The organism is Kitasatospora sp. NPDC054939, from assembly GCF_053610105.1.
In genome coordinates, this window is the sequence record NZ_JBSGXP010000072.1 from 23,613 (window position 1) to 39,872 (window position 16,260).

The following is a 16,260-nucleotide window of genomic DNA, read 5'->3' on the forward strand; positions in this document are numbered from 1 at the left end:
GAAGAAGCATGACTCAGCTGACCGAACCGGCACGCACCACCGCCGCCGGCGCCCTGCGCCTCGACCTTGAGGCCGCGGAGCGCGCGGAACTCGGGCTGCTGGCCGACCGGCTGGCCGCGGCCGGTTCGAGGATGATCGACGACCCGCGCTGGCTGGAGGACGCCCGGGTGCTCTCCTGCCTGCTGCCGGTCCGGCTGCGCGAGGTGGTCCGCCGCTACCGGCACGATCCGGGGGAGGACGGACTGCTGATCCTGGGCAATCTGCCCGTGGACGAGGGCGCGCTGCCGGAGACCCCGACCGTGGCCGAGTCCGTGGAGCGGGTGGCGACCGTGCCGGCCGCCGTGGCCACCCTCGTCGGGCTGCAGCTCGGCGAGGTGATCGCCTACCGGGAGGAGAAGTCCGGCGCCCTGGTGCAGAACATCGTCCCGGTGCAGGGCCGCGAGTTCTCCCAGAGCAACGCCGGCTCCGTGCCGCTGGAACTGCACGTGGAGAACGCCTTCCACCCGCACCGGCCCGACTACGTCGGCCTGCTCTGCCTGCGCAACGACCACACCGGGACGGCGGGCACGCTGGTCTCCTCGATCCGCCGCGCGCTGCAGCTGCTGTCCCCGGAGGACAAGCACGTGCTGAACCAGCCGCGCTTCGTCACCGCGCCGCCGCCCTCGTTCCAGAGCGGCGACGCCACCCCGGTGCACGCGGTGCTCGACGGCGACATCGCGGACCCGAACGTCCGGGTGGACTTCAGCGCCACCACCCCGCTCGACGACGACGCCAAGCCGGCCCTGGAGCGGCTGCGGGACGCCTTCCTGGAGGTCTCCGACTCGCTGGTCCTGCAGTCCGGCGAGATGGCCTTCGTCGACAACCGGGTCTCCATCCACGGCCGGACCGCCTTCACCCCGCGCTACGACGGCCGCGACCGCTGGCTGCACCGCACCTTCGTACACCTGGACAACCGCCGTACGCGTTCGCACCGGGCCGGCAACGGCGCCGTCCTGGTCTGACGCCGCGGTCCTGCCCCCGCCGGGCAGGGCCGCGCTCCTCCGGCCCGATCCGGCGGACGTGGCGACCGTTGTGCGGCTGTCGCTGCCGAACCACCTCCACTCCTGATTGGGATGCCACATGACCAGCCGTTCCACCCTGTTCGGACCCACCCCGTCCAGATCCGCCCGGGCCGGCCTCACCGGGCCCGCCGACCGCCGGGGAGGCGACCGTGACTGACACCGCCACCATCACCGCCACCGACACCGACACCGGCACCGACACCCCGACCGCCTACGAGCGGCTGACCGACCTGCTGGAGTCCGGTGCCGCGTCGTACCGGATGATCCCGCACGCCCCCGAGGGGCGCACCGACGTGGCGAGCCTGCTGCGCCGGCACCCGCTGGAGCAGGCCGCCAAGTCGATCGTCGTCCGGGTGGCGACCGGCAAGCGCTCCCGCCGCTACGTGCTCGCGGTGGTCCCCGGCGACCGCCAGGTCGACCTGGGCACCCTCGCCGACCGCTACGACGGGCGGGACGCGGCCTTCGCGACCCGCGACGTGGCCGAGCGGCTGGCGGGCAGCGTGAGCGGCTCCATCACCCCGTTCGCGTTCTCGCCCGAGCTGGACCTCCTCGTCGACGAGGGCCTGCTGGAGCACGACGAGATCTACTTCAACGCCGGACGGCTCGACCTGTCGGTCGCGCTGGCCGTCCCGGACTACCTGGCGCTGGCCCGGCCGACGGTTGCGCCGATCGCCGCCTGACGTCCCGTCGGTGGGCCGCTGCCCCCGGCCCACCGGCGGGGCCGCCCCGCCCGGAACACGCATATAGATGCCTTATAGGCAGCGCTCCCAGCATGTCTGTCGGACCGGCGCGCTGCTGTGCCGAATTCACGCGATCCCAACCTGGAGGACGGTCATGGCGGACAACGCCACGTACACGGTCGTGGTCAACGACGAGGAGCAGTACTCGATCTGGTGGGAGGGCCGGGACATCCCCGCCGGCTGGCGCAGCGCCGGCAAGCAGGGCAGCCGCGAGGAGTGCCTCGCCCACATCGGCGAGGTCTGGACGGACATGCGTCCGCTGAGCCTGCGCCACCGCATGGAGCAGGCCGCGGCGAGCTGAGCCCGCCAGGTCCCCACGCCACCCACCGCCACCCTCGGAGACGGAAGATGAACCGGTTTGACGACCTCGTGCAGGTCATCGCGCGCCAGGCCCGCGAACACCCCGACCGGGTGGCGGTCCGCTCGGTGGGCTACCAGCGGTCCGGACCGCTGGTCGAGGAGCTGACCTACGGTCGGCTCGACGCCGAGGCGAGGCGGTTCGCCGCCTGGCTGCAGACCGGCCACCGGCCGGGGGACCGCGCCCTGCTGCTGTACCCGACCGGGCTCGACCTGGTCCGGGCGATGATCGGCTGCCTGTACGCGGGCGTCGCCGTCGTCCACTCCCCGCTCCCGGACGCTGCCCGGGGCAGCCACGACCGGACCGCCGGGGTGGTGCGGGACGCCGGCGTCGCCGTCGTGCTCACCGACACCCCCCGGCTGGCCGGGGTGCAGGAGTTCCTGGCCGGCGCCGGCCTCGGCGACCTGCCGGTGACCGCCAGCGACACCCTGCCGCTCGGCGCGCCGGCCCCCGACGGCGCGCCGCAGTGGACCGACCCGGGCAACACCGCCGACACGATCGCGTTCATCCAGTACACCTCGGGCTCCACCAGCGAGCCCAAGGGCGTCGTGGTCGGCCACGGCGCGCTGATGCACAACCTGCACAGCATCTCGGCGGCCTTCGACGCCGGCCCGGAGGACTCCTTCTGCGGCTGGCTCCCGCTCTACCACGACATGGGCCTGGTCGGGCAGTTCCTCTGGCCGCTGTCCTGCGGGGCGAGCACCATGCTGATGGCCCCCACCGACTTCGTGCGCCACCCGATGCGCTGGCTGCAGCTGATCGACGAGTACCGGATCACCGCGACCGCCGCGCCCAACTTCGCCTACGAGCTGTGCAGCCGGCGGGCCACCGACGAGCAGATCGCCGCGCTGGACCTCTCCACGCTGCGCTGCGCGCTCAACGGCGCCGAGCCGGTGGACGCCCTGACCCTGCGCCGCTTCACCGAGCGATTCGCCCCGGCCGGGCTGCGGCCGGACGCCCTCAAGCCCTGCTACGGCATGGCCGAGACGACCCTGCTGGTCTCCGGCACCCCGCGCGGGCGCGGCTTCCTGACCGCCCGGGTCGACGCGGAGGCGCTGCGCGGGAACGAGTTCCGCCCGGTCGCCGACGCCGCCGACGGCCCGCTGCTGGTGAGCAGCGGCCGGGTGCCGACGCTGGACGTGCGGATCGTCGACCCGGCGACCCGGGCGGCCCTGCCGGACGGCCGGGTCGGCGAGATCTGGGTGCGCGGGGCCAGCGTGGCGGCGGGCTACTGGGGCCGTCCGGAGGCCACCGCGGAGACCTTCGCGGCGGTCGACGCGGACGGCGACGGCCCGTTCCTGCGCACCGGCGACCTCGGGGTGCTGGCCGACGGCGAGCTGTACGTCACCGGCCGGATCAAGGAGGTCCTGGTCGTCAACGGCAAGAACCTCTACCCGTACGACGCGGAGCGCGAGGTGGCGGCGCTGCACGAGAGCTTCAACGGGCTGGCCGGCAGCGTCTTCTCGGTGCCCGCGCCCAAGGAGCAGGTCGTGGTCCTCCAGGAGCTGCGGCCGCGCGGCCTGGAGGCGGCCGACCTCTCGGCGCTGGCCGGGGAGATCCGCGGGGCGCTCACCGAGCGGCTCGGCGTCCGGGTGCCCAACGTGGTGCTGCTGCGCCCCGGTTCGGTGCGCAAGACGTCCAGCGGCAAGATCCAGCGCTCGCTGATGCGCGAGCTGTTCATGGGCGGCGAGCTGGAGCCGGTCTACCAGGAGCTCAGCGCCGAGGTCCGGGGCACCTACGGACGGATCGGGGCGGGCGCGTGAGCACGGTCCACCCGTCCCTGCGGGCCGCCCGGGCGCTCGACCGGGAGCTCGGCGACCCCCGGGACGACGGGCGGATCTTCTCCCACCGGCGGATCGCGGACCTCGACGAGCACGAGCGGTTCCCGCTGGAGATCGTCCGCGAGCTGGACCTGCTGGGCCTGCCGGACCACTACGTCCCGGTCGCCCACGGCGGTTCGCTGGCCCGCTACGACTCCGCCGTCCAGCTGATGCGGACGATCGCCCGGCGCGACCTGACCTCGGCGATCGCCCACGGCAAGACCTTCCTCGGGGCCGTCTCGGTGTGGACCGGCGGCACCGCGGAGCAGGCCGCCCGGCTGGGTGCCGACGTCCGCGACGGCGCGGTCGTCTCCTGGGGCCTGACCGAGCGCGAGCACGGCAGCGACCTGATGGCCGGGGACGTCACCGCCGAGCCGGTCGGGGGCGGCTACCGCCTCACCGGCGAGAAGTGGCTGATCAACAACGCCAACCGCGGCCACCTCGTCTGCGTGCTGGCCCGCACAGGCGGCGAGGGGCCGCGCGCCCTCAGCCTGTTCCTGGTGGACAAGCGGCCGCTGGCGCCGGGGGAGTTCACCCTGCTGCCCGGCACCCGGCTGCACGGCATCCGCGGCGCCGACATCAGCGGCATCGCCTTCCACGACGCCCCGCTGCCGGCCGCGGCCCGGATCGGCGCCGAGGGCGAGGGCCTGGAGACCGTCCTGAAGAGCCTCCAGCTCACCCGGACGCTCTGCTCCTCGCTCTCGCTCGGCGCCGGGGACCACGCGCTCGGCATGGTCCTCGACTACACGCACCGGCGCACCATGTACGACCGGCCGCTGTTCGACCTGCCGCAGTCCCGCCGCACGGTCGCCGAGGCGGCGGCCGACCTGCTGCTCGCCGAGGCGGTGTCGCTGCTCGCGAGCCGCGGCATCCACGCGCTCACCGGCGAGCTGGCGGTGGCCTCGGCGGCCACCAAGTACCTGGTGCCGACGGTGGTGCAGGGCGCGCTGACCAGGCTCGGCGGCGTCATGGGCGCCCGTTCGCTGGTGGTCGGCGACACCTACGAGCACGGCCGGTTCCAGAAGGTCCAGCGCGACCACCGGATCGTCGGCATCTTCGACGGCAGCACGCTGGTCAACCTGCACGCGCTGATCAACCAGTTCCCGTTCCTGGAGCGGGCGCACCGGCGCGGCCGGGTGGACGCCGCCGGGCTCGCGGCCGCGGCCGACCTCGGCGCGGAGCTGCCGGACTTCGACCGCGCGCAGCTGTCCCTGCTCGCCCGGGCCGGCTGCAGTCCGGTCCAGGCGCTGCCGGAGGCCGTCCGCGAGCTGGTCGAGCTGGCCGCCAAGGGCGAGCTGCCGGCCTCGCTGGCCCGTCGGGCCGAGGCGCTGCTCGCGGCGACCGAGGACGTCCTCGCCCGGATCGCGCGGTACCGGCCGACCGCCGTCGAGGTGCCGCGCGAGGCGTTCACGCTGGCCGAGGACTACGCCCGGTGCTTCGCCGGGGCCGCGGCCGTCCACCTGTGGCTGCGCAGCTCCGCGGCGGCGCTCGCCGACGGCGGCCCCACCGCGCAGCTGTGGCGCGACGGCCTCTGGCTGGAGGCCGCGCTGGCCCGGGTGGCGGCGCTGATCCGGCCGGGCGCCCTGCCCGCCGGCGACGACGAGGTGTTCGAGCGGCTGGCGCCGGTCGTCGCCGCCCAGCACCGCGCCGGTCTGCTGGTCTCGCTGCTGCCGTACTCCGTCGACCGGTCCCGTGCGCCCGAGGAGGCAGGCCGATGACCACCGCACCCGCCGACACCAGGACCGCCCCGGCGGCCGACGGGACCGCCGGGCCCGACCGCGGGCTCTTCGCCGACCTGGACACCCCCGTCCCGCTGGAGCGCCTCTTCGGCGACCCGCACGACCCGCAGAACCCGCTCGGCTTCGCCGGGATCGTGGCGGCCGACGAGCGCGGCGACCTGCCGTTCGCCGGCGAGCGCCTGCTGGACGCCTTCGGGCTGGGCGCGGAGTTCGTGCCGACCCGGCTCGGCGGCCGGCTCGCCGAGGCCGACCGGCTGGCCCGGGTGCTGCGCCCGCTGTTCCGCCGGGACGCCGCGCTGGGCCTGGGCCACGGCGCGAGCAACCTGGTCGGCTCGGTCAACGTCTGGTCGGCCGGCAGCGCCGCGCAGCAGCGCCGGGTGGCCGACATCCTGCTGCGCAACGGGCGGATCGCCGCCGCGTACACCGACATGGCGACCGGCAACGACGTCGCGCGCTCGGCGTTCCAGGCCCGGATCGACGGGCGGCAGCTGCGGCTGACCGGCCGCAAGGAGATCATCAACAACCTCGCGCGGGCCGAGGCGATCACCGTTCTGGCCCGCACCAGCGACGAGCCGGGCAGCCGCAGCCACTCCATGGTGCTGCTCGACCGGGCGGAGCTGCCCCGGGAGGGCGTGCACTTCCTGCCGCGCTACCGGACGGTCGGGGTGCGCGGGCTGTACCTGGGCGGGGTGGAGTTCCGCGACTGCGCCGTCCCGCTGGAGACCGTGGCGGGCCGGCTCGGCGAGGCCTTCGAGACCATCCTGCGGGCCTTCCAGGTCACCCGCTCCACGCTGCCCGCCGCCGCCGTCGGCACCCTGGACACCCAGCTGCGGACCGTCCTGGACTTCGCCCTGGAACGGCGGCTGTACGGGCGGACGGTGGCCGAGCTGCCGCACGCCCGCTCGGTGCTCGCCGGGGCCTTCCTCGACCTGCTGGTCTGCGACAGCCTGGCGACCACCGCCTGCCGGGCGCTGCACCTGCTGCCGCAGCAGACCAACCTGTACTCGGCGGCGGTGAAGTACCTGGTGCCGCTGCTGATGCGGGACTCGGTGGACGAGCTGGCGACCGTCCTGGGCGCCCGGTCCTTCCTGCGCGAGGGGCCGCACGCGATCTTCCAGAAGCACCTGCGGGACCTCCCGATCGCCTCGCTGGTGCACGCCGGCGGCACGGTCTGCCAGGCCACCGTGATCCCGCAGCTGCCGCGGCTGGCCCGCCGCAGCTGGCTGAACGGCCCGGGGGCGCCCGCCGAGCTGTTCCGGCTGGACGCCCCGCTGCCCGAGCTGGACATGGCACGGCTGGGCATCAGCTCGCCGCGCGAGGACAGCCTCCTCGCCACCCTGCCGGAGATCGCCGCGGAGGTGTCCGAGGACCGCCCGCTGCGCGCGCTCTGCGACCTGCTGCTCGCGGAGCTGGCGGAGCTGAAGCGCCGCTGCGCCGAACTGGCGCCGCGCGACCGCACCCCGCTGGCCTCGCCCGCCAGCTTCGCGTACGCCGAGCGGTACGCGCTGCTGCTGGCGGCCGCCTCCTGCCTGGGGGTGTGGCGGTACAACCGGCACCACCCGAGCGCCTTCGTCACCGACACCCGCTGGCTGACCGCGGCGCTGGCCCGGCTGACGGCCCGGCTCGGGCACCCGCCGGTGGCCGGCCTGGACGGGCTGGAGGCGGACGTCTTCGCCGAGCTGGTGGAACGGCACGGCGCCCGGCGGGACTTCGACCTCGTCGGCCGCCGCTTCGGCTGACCTCCCCGGGCCCGCGCCCCGCGGGCGCCCCCGTCGACCGGCCGGACCGGCCGCCCCGTGCGGCCGGTCCGCGCCGGCCGCTCCGTCGACCGGTCCGACCGACCGGCGAATTCCCTGCAGGCCCCGGTGCGCCCCGGCGCGCCGGTACGAGAGGAAGAGCACCGTGACCATTTCCGTCCCCCCGCAGCAGGACGTGACCGCCGAGTCGGTCCGCGCCTGGCTGCTCGAACGCGTGGCCCTCTACGTGGAGCGGCCGGTCTCCGAGATCGCCCCGGACGTCAAGCTGGTCGAGTACGGGCTGGACTCCGTCTACGCCCTGACCCTGTGCGGCGACATCGACGACGAGTACGGCATCGAGGTGGACCCGACCCTGGCCTGGGACTATCCGACCGTCGACGCGATCGTCGGTTTCCTCACGGAGGAACTGGGCAAGTAGTCCCGTAGACTATGGCATGACCATGACCTGACACCTCCGGGCGTCCGGTCGCGGCCCCCTTCCACGCCTCCCCCGGCGGCCGGTGGCAGTTGACTGCCTGGGCAGCATCTTGACAGCTCCCGAGCCCGCCGGGCCGGGTCCGGCACGGCGAGAATCGCCACGCTGGGCAACGTTCGGCCAAGGGGGAGCAGTGGACTTTCAGATTCTGGGTCCGGTGGAGGTACGCGGTGCACAGGGCCGCGTACCGCTGTCGGGGGCCAAGGTGCACACGGTGCTGGCGGCCCTGCTGCTGGCCCGCGGCCGGACGGTGGCCCACAACCGCCTGAGCGAGCTGCTGTGGGGGTGGGAGCCGCCCACCACGATGCACGCGCAGATCTACACGTACATCTCGCGGCTGCGGAAGTACCTCGGGCCGGACGCCGAACTGGTGCGCCAGTCGCCCGGGTACCAGATCCGGATCGGCTCCGCGCGCTTCGACCTCGCCGAGTTCGAGCGGACCGCCGAACTCGGCCGCGACGCCCTGGCCCGCCGCCGCCACGAGGAGGCCTCCGCCCGGCTCCGTGCCGCGCTCTCGCTCTGGCGGGGCCCGGCGCTGGCCAACGTGACCGAGTTCCTGGCCGACGCCGAGGGCCCGCAGCTGGCCGAGACCCGGCTCGCCGTCGTCGAGGACTGCATCGAGGCCGACCTCGCGCTCGGCCGGCACCGCGAACTCGTCGGCGAGCTCACCGGGCTGGTGGGCGAGCACCCGCTCCGCGAGCGGCTGCGCGCCCAGTACATGACCGCGCTCTACCGCTGCGACCGGCAGGCCGACGCGCTGGCGGCCTACCAGGCCGGCCGCGAGGTGCTCGCCGAGGAGCTCGGCGTCGACCCCGGCGGGCTGCTGAACCAGGTCCACCAGGCTGTCCTCAACGGCGGCTCCGGCCTGGCCGCCCCGGCCGCCGAACCGGTCGGGCTGACCGCCCCGGCCGCCCGCCGGGTGCCGGCGATGCTCCCGCCCGACGCGGCCGGCCCCACCGTCCGCACCGCCGAACTCGCCTGGCTGAGACGGGCGCTGGAGTCCGGCCCGGGCACCGCGGGCCGCGCCCGCTGCCTCCAGGTCACCGGGATGCCCGGCATCGGCCGGACGGCGCTCGCCGTGCACGCCGCGCACAGTGCCCTGGAGTCCTTCCCCGACGGGCAGTTGTACGCCGAACTGCACCGCCCGGACGGCACCCCGAAGGACCCCGCGGAGGTCCTGGAGGGCTTCCTGCGCGGCCTCGGCGAGGACCCGTCCGGCTCGCCGGCCGACCTCGACGAACTGGTCCGCCGCTACCGCACCGCGACCGCAGGCCGCCGACTGCTGGTGGTGCTGGACGACGTGGCGGGCGACGCCCAGCTGACCCCGCTGCTGCCGAACAGCGCGGTCGCCCGCACCCTCGTCACCAGCCGCCGCTACCTGGCCTCGGTCGCCGGCCCGGACACCCTGGTGCTGCGCCCGCTGGACCGCGAGCAGAGCCTGGCGCTGCTCACCGCGGTGGCCGGCCCGGAGCGGGTCGCCGCCGACCCGGCCGCGGCGCTGGAGATCGTGCGGCTGTGCGCCGGACTGCCGCTGGCCCTGCGGATCGCCGGGGTCCGGCTGGCCACCCGCCCGCAGTGGCCCGCCGCCCGGCTGGCGCAGCTGCTGGCGCCCCCGGCGAGCCGGCTCGGCGAGCTGCGCTTCGGCGAACTGGACGTCAGGCGCTCGCTGGTGAGGACCCTGAGCGCGGAGACGGCGCACAGCCGCCGGGCCATGCCGCGACTGGCCGCGCTCGGGGCCCTGCCGTTCTCGGTCACCGAGGCCGCCGCGGCCACCGGCCTCACCGAGGACGCGGCCGAGCGGGTGCTGGAGGACCTGGTCGCCGCCGCGCTGCTGGAGATGCGCGGCCCGGACGACGCGGGGCGCCCGCGGTACCAGTTCCACGAGCTGGTGCGGCTGATCGCCCGGCCGGTGCGGGCCGTTCCGTCCCAGGTCCCGGCGCACCCGATGGTGGTCCCGCAGCGCCGCCGGCAGCCGGCCCCGCGCGGCTTCTGCGGCGTGCCGGTGCTCGCCGACCGGCACTGACGGTCCGTCCGGACGGCCGGTCGGTCCGTCAGGTCGGCTGCCCGGACGGGTCGTCCGGACGGGGTCGCGCGCCGGGCACCGTGTTACCCGGAAATTTCCGCAACGTCCGGCGGGCCGCGGAGGTTCAGCGATCGGCCGGGAAACCGGATCGATTGCGCCGGGACGAGGTCGGGCCGCTCCTGTGTTGACCTGTGGCGACGGCACGGCCAGAATCGGGTGCGTGGCCGAAGGAGGGGCGGCCACACGAAACGGGGGCCGGAGTCTGATGCTGAAGCTCTTGGGCGTAGGGGAAGACGCCGAATTCGTCTACCAGGAAATGCTGCGCGAGCCGAACGTCGGTGTCGGCGATATCGCGCTGCGCCTCGGGTGGGACGAAGCGCGGGTGCGGTCCGGTATGGACGAGCTCGCCAAACTCTCCCTGGTCCGCCCGTCCTGGGAGTCCGAGGGCTTTCTCCGCGCCGTCGAGCCGCAGGTCGGCCTGGCCTCCCTGCTCTACATGCGGGAGGCCGAGCTCCAGCGCCGCCAGCGGGATCTGGAAATCAGCCGGCTGGCCATCGAGAACGTCATCGCGGATTACTCCTCCATCGTCCGGTCCCGGGGCAATCCGACGGTCGAGCAGCTCGACGGAATCGATTCGGTCCGGCTGCGAATCGAATCCCTGGCGCACGCCTGCCAGAAGGAGGTCGTCGGATTCGTTCCGTCCGGCGCGCAGTCGGCCGCGAGCATGGAGGCGAGCAAACCGCTGGACCTCGCGGTGCTGGAACGCGGGGTGCAGATGCGCAGCATCTATTTGCAGAGCATCTCCAACGACAGCGCCACGATGGATTACGCGCGCTGGCTGATCCGGGCCGGCGCGCAGGTCCGGCTGGCCCCCACGCTGCCGCCGCGCATGGTCATCTACGACAGCCGGACGGCCATCGTGCCGGTCGACCCGGCGGACACCAGCAGGGGCGCGATGCTCCTGGAGGGCCCCGGGGTGGTGACGGCGCTCGGCGAACTGTTTGAGCGCTACTGGTCCTCGGCGATCCCGGTGGACCTCGAACCCGACGCGGCGGAGGCCGAGGGCGAGGAGGAGCTGACGAGCCAGGAGCGGGCGATCCTCGAACTGCTCGCCCAGGGCTGCACCGACGACGTGGTGGCCAAGCGGCTGGGCGTCTCGGTGCGCACCGGCCGCCGGATCACCGCCAGTGTGGCGGGGAAGCTCAAGGCCAAGAGCCGTTTCCAGATGGGCGCCAAGGCGGCCCTGCGCGGCTGGGTGGATCCGGACGCGGTGAACTGACGGGGCGCCCCCTCCCGGCGGCCCGTCCAGTGGTTGGCAGCAAGTTGCCGTGACCGCTTCCGGCGCGCCCGCCGTGCCCTGCCGTGCTCCGCGGGCCCCCACAATGTTCAGCGGACGTCCTGGAGCGGACGGCTTCCCCCCGTGAGCCGTGCTCCGGGACGTCCCCCGTCCCCTCCGCACGCCTCCCCTCCCACACTCGACCGTCGTGGGGCGTACGGGTGCTCCCCGGCGCCCGGGTTCCGCCTGCCCGCTCGCGGGTCCGCCGCGCCCGGTCGACGGGTGCTGCCCTCCGCCCCTCGCGGCAGGAGCCGTATGTACATGATCCAGGCGCAGTTGGAGCTCGCCCGCATCCCCGCGATGACCGTATTGCGGGACCGGTTGGTGGAATTCTCGGATCCGCGGCACGGGGTCGAACACGTTTTTGCCCAGCCGGTCGGCGGGATCGTTTACGTGGTCTTCTTTGTTCGGACGCATTGCGTCGAAGCGGCCGAGGTGGCGACCCGGGCGCTTTGCCTGAAGTACCTCCGGGCGCCGGACGGGGCAATGATCGGCCGGCTGCTCCGGTGCCATCCGGTCAGTGTGGCCGAAATGGCGCTCCGCAGCCTTTCCGGGCAGGACGGCGCCGGCGGTGCGGCCGGGGAGCGTTCCGGAGGCAGGGAGTTGCCATGACAGTAGTCTGCACCGGATTGCCGATGACACTACCCCGGGCCCGATGCGAAGCTTTTCACAGAGACGGAGCGGTTCTGACGACGGGGGATTGCAGCCATGAAGATGGCCAAGCTGATTGTGGCGTGCTCGGTATTCACCGCAATCGGCATTTCGGTGGGGCCGGCGGCCGACCTGTTCGACTCGCTGGGATCGCGCAAGCACGCCTCCGCGGCGGTGCGCGCGGACGGCGAGCCGAGCACCACGGCCACGGCCACCACCGACAACAACAGCTGGGACTGACGAGTAACTTTCCTCGCCGGTAACATCCGCGGCCCGCCGATTCGATCGGCGGGCCGTTTCGGCTTTCCGGACGTTCTCCCAGCTCATTCCGGGTTTGCCGAGGCGGCCATTCCGTTTTGTGCACACCGCGTCGTCCGGATGTGGCCCGCTGTTCACCCGACTGGACGGGGACGCTCCGGCTCCGATTGCCCCGGCGGGCCGTTCGCGGCCTCCCCGGCGACAGGACTGGATAGTGGACAGTGCCGCGCTCTATTATGGGTAGTGCCACTCGCCACTACCCATGCTGAGGAGGGGTCGCCATGCCCACCCTGCCCTGGACAGTGCCCAACCCCGCGGTCCCCGGGACCAGGGCCGTCGTGATGGCCTCGCGCTTCGAGGTCCGCTCGCTGCGGGACGTCCCCCGCTTCTTCCGGAAGTCCCTGGCCGCCTGGCGCCAGGTGCGGACCGCCCCCGGGGCCCTGGGTGCCTCGCTGGTGGCCCGTCCGCTCCGGCGGGAGTTCCTCACCCTCTCCGCCTGGGAGAGCCGCGAGGCCCTGTACGGCTACGCGCGGGCCGAACCGCACCGCGGCATCATGACCGGGCTGCGCTCCACCATGCGCTCCTCGGTCTTCACCTTCTGGGAGGTGCCGGTCGAGGACCTGCCGATCGACTGGGCCGAGGCCCGCCGCCGGCTCGCCGCGGAGCAGGGCGAGGGGGCCGTCCGATGAGCACGGTCGAACGGGTGGCGGCCCCGCCCGCCGCGGCACCGGGCCGCCGGGTGCCGCTCTGGCTGACGATCGTCGCGTGCAGCCTGCCGATGTTCATGGTCGCGCTGGACAACCTGGTGGTGACCACCGCCCTGCGCACCCTGGCCGTCGACCTGAACGCCTCCACCACGGACCTGCAGTGGTTCGTCAACGCCTACGTGCTCTCCTTCGCCTGCCTGCTGCTGACCGGCGCCGCACTCGGCGACCGGTTCGGGCGGCGGCGCGTCTTCGCCCTGGGCATCGTGCTGTTCACGGTCGCCTCGGTGGGCTGCGGGCTGGCCGACAGCACCGGCGGGCTGATCCTCGCCCGCACCGTGCAGGGCTTCGGTGCGGCGGCGGTGATGCCGCTGTCGCTGACCCTGCTCGCCGCGGCGGTGCCCGAGCGGCGGCGCGGTCTGGCGCTCGGCCTCTGGTCGGCGATCAGCGGCCTGGCGGTCGCCTTCGGCCCGGTGGTCGGCGGTGCGGTGGTCGACGGGCTGGCCTGGCAGTGGATCTTCTGGATCAACGTCCCGGTCGGCCTGCTCGCCGTCCCGCTGGTGCTCCGGGTGCTGGACGAGAGCAAGGTGGCCGGCACCCGGCTCGACCTGCCCGGCATGCTGCTCGCCACCGGCGGCCTGGTCGCCCTGGTCTGGGGCATCGTCAACGGGGAGTCGAAGGGCTGGGGTTCGCCGGCGGTGCTGGGCGCGTTCGCCGCGGCGGTCGCGCTGCTGGCGGCCTTCGTGCTCTGGGAGCGCCGGGCGCCGCACCCGCTGCTGCCGCTCTCGTTCTACCGGATCCGCTCCTTCGTGCTCTGCAACGTCACCTCCGCGACGATGTACTTCGGGGTGTTCGGCGCGATCTTCCTGCTCTCCCAGTACCTCCAGGTCGCCCCGGCCCGCACCCCGCTGCACGCGGGCCTGCTGACCCTGGCCTGGACGCTGATGCCGATGGTGATCGCACCGCTGGCCGGGGTGATCACCGACCGGGTGGGCGGCGGCCGGCTGATCGCGCTCGGGCTGTTCCTCCAGGGGATCGCCCTGGCCTGGCTGAACCTGGTGGCCACCGCCGACACCCCGTACGCGCGGCTGGTCGGCGCGATGGTGCTGGGCGGCGTCGGGATGGGCTTCGCCTTCGCGCCGACCGCGGCGGTGGTGCTGGGCGCGGTGCGGACCGAGCACCAGGGGAAGGCCTCCGGGGCCAACACCACCGTGCGGGAGATCGGCGGGGCACTGGGCATCGCGGTGCTCGGGACGGTCTTCGCCGACCACGGGGACGACCGCAGCGCCCAGGGATTCGTCGACGGCATGGTGCCGGCGGTCTGGGTCGGCGTCGCCGTCGTCCTGCTGGGCGCGCTCTGCGCCCTGGCGATCCCGCACCACCGGGCGGCCGGCCGGGCCGGCGGCTAGGCCCCGCCTGAGCCGCCGGGGATCGACCGGGCCGTCGGACCGCGCGGGTCCGGCGGCCCGGCCCGGTTGCGGTGGCGCATCGCCGCAGCCCCGGGTCAGTTGCTGCGGGCGGTGATGTCGCCGTAGCCGGTGGTGGCGTGGACGGCGACGTCGGGGGTGCCGGCGTTGCGCAGCGCGTTGTGGACGCGGCCGTAGGCGGTGCGGGCGTCGAGGGTGGCGGAGGCGCCGGCGGCGGTGTCGACGGTGATGGAGCCGGCCTCGGTGCGCAGGGTGAGGGTGCCGGCGGTGGCCCCGGTGATGCGGATGTCGCCCTTGCCGGTGGTGATCTCGGAGCCGGCGGTGAGGCGGCCGAGCACGATGTCGCCGGCCTGGAGGGCGATGCGGGCGCCGGCGGCCTCGTCGATGGCGACCGTGCCGTGCGCGCTGTCGTGGGCGACGTGGCCGAGGCGGCCGGTGCAGCGGAGGTCGGCGCTGGCGGTCCTGGCCTCGACGGTGGAGCCGACGGGGAGGTGAACGGTGACCTCGATCGAGCCGGGGGTGCCGATCAGCTTGTCGCCGACGGTGTTGCGGACGGTCAGGACGCCGTCGGCGTAGGCGATCCCGGTCTGCTCGGCGGCCTTGACGTCGCGGGCCTTGCCGGGGTCGGCGGGGCGGACCTCGACGGTGGTGTCGGCGCGGTCGGCGGCGACGAACCGCACCTGCCCGGCCGGGATGTCCAGGACGGCGGCGATCGGGGCGGTGGTGGCGAACTGCTGCATGGCGGGCTCTCCGGTGTTCGTTGTGCTCCGTGTTTCTGACAACGCAAACGCTACGTTGCCTTCGCTTGCGTCGCAACCATCTCGTTGCGTCCAATCGGCATATATGCAGGTGAGAACCGCAAGATCGTTGCAACGACTCTGCATGTAACGCAACATCAGCTACGGGCTTCGTTGCAACTGAATCGAGGTGAACGCTATGCTGGCGGCATCGGAAGCGCAGAGGAGGCTCACAGTGCCGGGAGGCAGGCTCACCCAGCTGGAACGCCAGCAGATCGCCGTGGGGCTGGCCGACGGCCTCGCCTACGCGGAGATCGCCCGGCGCCTCGACCGTCCGACATCGACGGTCACCCGCGAGGTGATGCGCAACGGCGGCCCCACCGCCTACCGTGCGGACCTCGCCCACCGGGCCACCGAGCGCCGCGCGCACCGGCGCAGGGTCGCCGCCCCCCAGGGGGCCGAGGCGCCCCCGCAGCCGTACGGCCGCGACCCGGAGGCGGTGCGCGAGTACGAGGAACTGTTCACCACCGTCCTCATGCAGACGGGCGTGCCGAAGATGACGGCCCGGGTGCTGGTCTGCCTGTTCACCAGTGACGCGGGCAGCCTCACCGCGGCCGAACTGGTCCAGCGCCTCCAGGTCAGCCCGGCGTCCGTCTCCAAGGCGATCGCGTACCTGGACGCCCAGGGCCTCGTCCGGCGCGAGCGCGACGAGCGCCGCCGCGAGCGCTACGTCGCCGACGACGACGTCTGGTACCAGTCGATGCTGGCCAGCGCCCGCGGCACGGCCGCCCTCGCCGAGACCGCGCGGCAGGGCGTCGGCGTGCTCGGGTCCGGCACCCCGGCGGCCGCCCGGCTGGAGAACGTCGCCCGCTTCGTCGACTTCGTCACCGAGAGCATCGTGCGCGCCGCGGAGCAGGCCCGCGAGGTCCTGCACACCAAGCCCGCACCCCCGGCCTAGCCGACCGCTCGACCGCGCGACCGCTCGCGTCCCCGGCCGCGCGGTCGGGGACGGCGAAGGGCGCACCACCCCCGGGTGGTGCGCCCGTAGCCCCCCGTGGCGGGGGTCAGTCCTCGTACAGTCAGATATAAACAACAGACGCAGCCCCCCGAGTAATAAGTGTATATCTAGGTGGTGGCCGGATCATTAAAGGCGGGGGGGGGGGGGGGCGGGGGG

At 74.0% G+C, this 16,260-nt stretch carries 15 protein-coding genes; 14 read left to right on the top strand and 1 reads right to left on the bottom strand.

The window, feature by feature from the left end:
- Positions 1–8: 8 nt before the first annotated feature.
- The 13 genes from ACWGB8_RS21055 to ACWGB8_RS21115 all read left to right on the top strand — a co-directional run bounded on the left by ACWGB8_RS21055 (position 9) and on the right by ACWGB8_RS21115 (position 14,331).
- Complete coding sequence (locus ACWGB8_RS21055; protein WP_452215058.1) at positions 9–1,001, top strand: TauD/TfdA family dioxygenase; 993 nt, start codon at positions 9–11, stop codon at positions 999–1,001.
- A 320-nt stretch (positions 1,002–1,321) separates the two neighbouring features.
- The gene (locus tag ACWGB8_RS21060) at positions 1,322–1,741 is read left to right on the top strand and encodes a YbaK/EbsC family protein (RefSeq protein ID WP_452215072.1); all 420 of its coding nucleotides are present in this window, start codon (positions 1,322–1,324) and stop codon (positions 1,739–1,741) included.
- Between the two features lie 154 nt (positions 1,742–1,895).
- A complete protein-coding gene (locus tag ACWGB8_RS21065) occupies positions 1,896–2,102 on the top strand; it encodes an MbtH family protein (protein WP_452215059.1) in 207 nt (68 codons plus the stop codon).
- A gap of 47 nt (positions 2,103–2,149) precedes the next feature.
- Positions 2,150–3,922, top strand: a complete 1,773-nt coding sequence (locus ACWGB8_RS21070; protein ID WP_452215060.1) for a fatty acyl-AMP ligase — start codon at positions 2,150–2,152, stop codon at positions 3,920–3,922.
- On the top strand, positions 3,919–5,697 hold the full coding sequence (locus ACWGB8_RS21075) for an acyl-CoA dehydrogenase family protein (RefSeq protein ID WP_452215061.1): 1,779 nt from the start codon (positions 3,919–3,921) through the stop codon (positions 5,695–5,697). The genes ACWGB8_RS21070 and ACWGB8_RS21075 overlap by 4 nt, the downstream gene beginning before the upstream one ends.
- Complete coding sequence (locus ACWGB8_RS21080; RefSeq protein WP_452215062.1) at positions 5,694–7,457, top strand: acyl-CoA dehydrogenase; 1,764 nt, start codon at positions 5,694–5,696, stop codon at positions 7,455–7,457. Before ACWGB8_RS21075 ends, ACWGB8_RS21080 begins: the two co-directional genes overlap by 4 nt.
- A gap of 163 nt (positions 7,458–7,620) precedes the next feature.
- Positions 7,621–7,893, top strand: a complete 273-nt coding sequence (locus tag ACWGB8_RS21085) for an acyl carrier protein (RefSeq protein WP_452215063.1) — start codon at positions 7,621–7,623, stop codon at positions 7,891–7,893.
- A gap of 190 nt (positions 7,894–8,083) precedes the next feature.
- Positions 8,084–9,973, top strand: a complete 1,890-nt coding sequence (locus tag ACWGB8_RS21090; RefSeq protein ID WP_452215064.1) for a BTAD domain-containing putative transcriptional regulator — start codon at positions 8,084–8,086, stop codon at positions 9,971–9,973.
- Positions 9,974–10,238: 265 nt separating this feature from the next.
- On the top strand, positions 10,239–11,252 hold the full coding sequence (locus tag ACWGB8_RS21095; RefSeq protein WP_452215065.1) for a LuxR C-terminal-related transcriptional regulator: 1,014 nt from the start codon (positions 10,239–10,241) through the stop codon (positions 11,250–11,252).
- Positions 11,253–11,570: 318 nt separating this feature from the next.
- Positions 11,571–11,921, top strand: coding sequence for a hypothetical protein (locus ACWGB8_RS21100; RefSeq protein WP_452215066.1), 351 nt, complete (start codon positions 11,571–11,573; stop codon positions 11,919–11,921).
- 96 nt (positions 11,922–12,017) lie between these two features.
- The gene (locus ACWGB8_RS21105) at positions 12,018–12,200 is read left to right on the top strand and encodes a hypothetical protein (protein ID WP_452215067.1); all 183 of its coding nucleotides are present in this window, start codon (positions 12,018–12,020) and stop codon (positions 12,198–12,200) included.
- Between the two features lie 299 nt (positions 12,201–12,499).
- Positions 12,500–12,907 (top strand): DUF3291 domain-containing protein, encoded by a 408-nt coding sequence (locus tag ACWGB8_RS21110; protein ID WP_452215068.1) that lies wholly within the window; start codon positions 12,500–12,502, stop codon positions 12,905–12,907.
- On the top strand, positions 12,904–14,331 hold the full coding sequence (locus ACWGB8_RS21115) for an MFS transporter (RefSeq protein WP_452215069.1): 1,428 nt from the start codon (positions 12,904–12,906) through the stop codon (positions 14,329–14,331). The genes ACWGB8_RS21110 and ACWGB8_RS21115 overlap by 4 nt, the downstream gene beginning before the upstream one ends.
- A gap of 95 nt (positions 14,332–14,426) precedes the next feature.
- Here ACWGB8_RS21115 and ACWGB8_RS21120 read toward each other — a convergent pair whose 3' ends face one another.
- Positions 14,427–15,089 (bottom strand): DUF4097 family beta strand repeat-containing protein, encoded by a 663-nt coding sequence (locus ACWGB8_RS21120; protein WP_452215070.1) that lies wholly within the window; start codon positions 15,087–15,089, stop codon positions 14,427–14,429.
- Positions 15,090–15,321: 232 nt separating this feature from the next.
- Here ACWGB8_RS21120 and ACWGB8_RS21125 point away from each other — a divergent pair, with 232 nt between their 5' ends.
- Positions 15,322–16,044, top strand: a complete 723-nt coding sequence (locus ACWGB8_RS21125) for a helix-turn-helix domain-containing protein (RefSeq protein WP_452215071.1) — start codon at positions 15,322–15,324, stop codon at positions 16,042–16,044.
- Positions 16,045–16,260 lie beyond the last annotated feature (216 nt).

What these genes read in the sequence shown, in the direction of transcription:
- ACWGB8_RS21055 (WP_452215058.1), top strand. Translation starts at nt 9, where the DNA reads ATGACTCAGCTGACCGAACCGGCACGCACCACCGCCGCCGGCGCCCTG.
- ACWGB8_RS21060 (WP_452215072.1), top strand. Translation starts at nt 1,322, where the DNA reads ATGATCCCGCACGCCCCCGAGGGGCGCACCGACGTGGCGAGCCTGCTG.
- ACWGB8_RS21065 (WP_452215059.1), top strand. Translation starts at nt 1,896, where the DNA reads ATGGCGGACAACGCCACGTACACGGTCGTGGTCAACGACGAGGAGCAG.
- ACWGB8_RS21070 (WP_452215060.1), top strand. Translation starts at nt 2,150, where the DNA reads ATGAACCGGTTTGACGACCTCGTGCAGGTCATCGCGCGCCAGGCCCGC.
- ACWGB8_RS21080 (WP_452215062.1), top strand. Translation starts at nt 5,694, where the DNA reads ATGACCACCGCACCCGCCGACACCAGGACCGCCCCGGCGGCCGACGGG.
- ACWGB8_RS21095 (WP_452215065.1), top strand. Translation starts at nt 10,239, where the DNA reads ATGCTGAAGCTCTTGGGCGTAGGGGAAGACGCCGAATTCGTCTACCAG.
- ACWGB8_RS21100 (WP_452215066.1), top strand. Translation starts at nt 11,571, where the DNA reads ATGATCCAGGCGCAGTTGGAGCTCGCCCGCATCCCCGCGATGACCGTA.
- ACWGB8_RS21105 (WP_452215067.1), top strand. Translation starts at nt 12,018, where the DNA reads ATGAAGATGGCCAAGCTGATTGTGGCGTGCTCGGTATTCACCGCAATC.
- ACWGB8_RS21110 (WP_452215068.1), top strand. Translation starts at nt 12,500, where the DNA reads ATGCCCACCCTGCCCTGGACAGTGCCCAACCCCGCGGTCCCCGGGACC.
- ACWGB8_RS21115 (WP_452215069.1), top strand. Translation starts at nt 12,904, where the DNA reads ATGAGCACGGTCGAACGGGTGGCGGCCCCGCCCGCCGCGGCACCGGGC.
- ACWGB8_RS21120 (WP_452215070.1), bottom strand. Translation starts at nt 15,089, where the DNA reads ATGCAGCAGTTCGCCACCACCGCCCCGATCGCCGCCGTCCTGGACATC.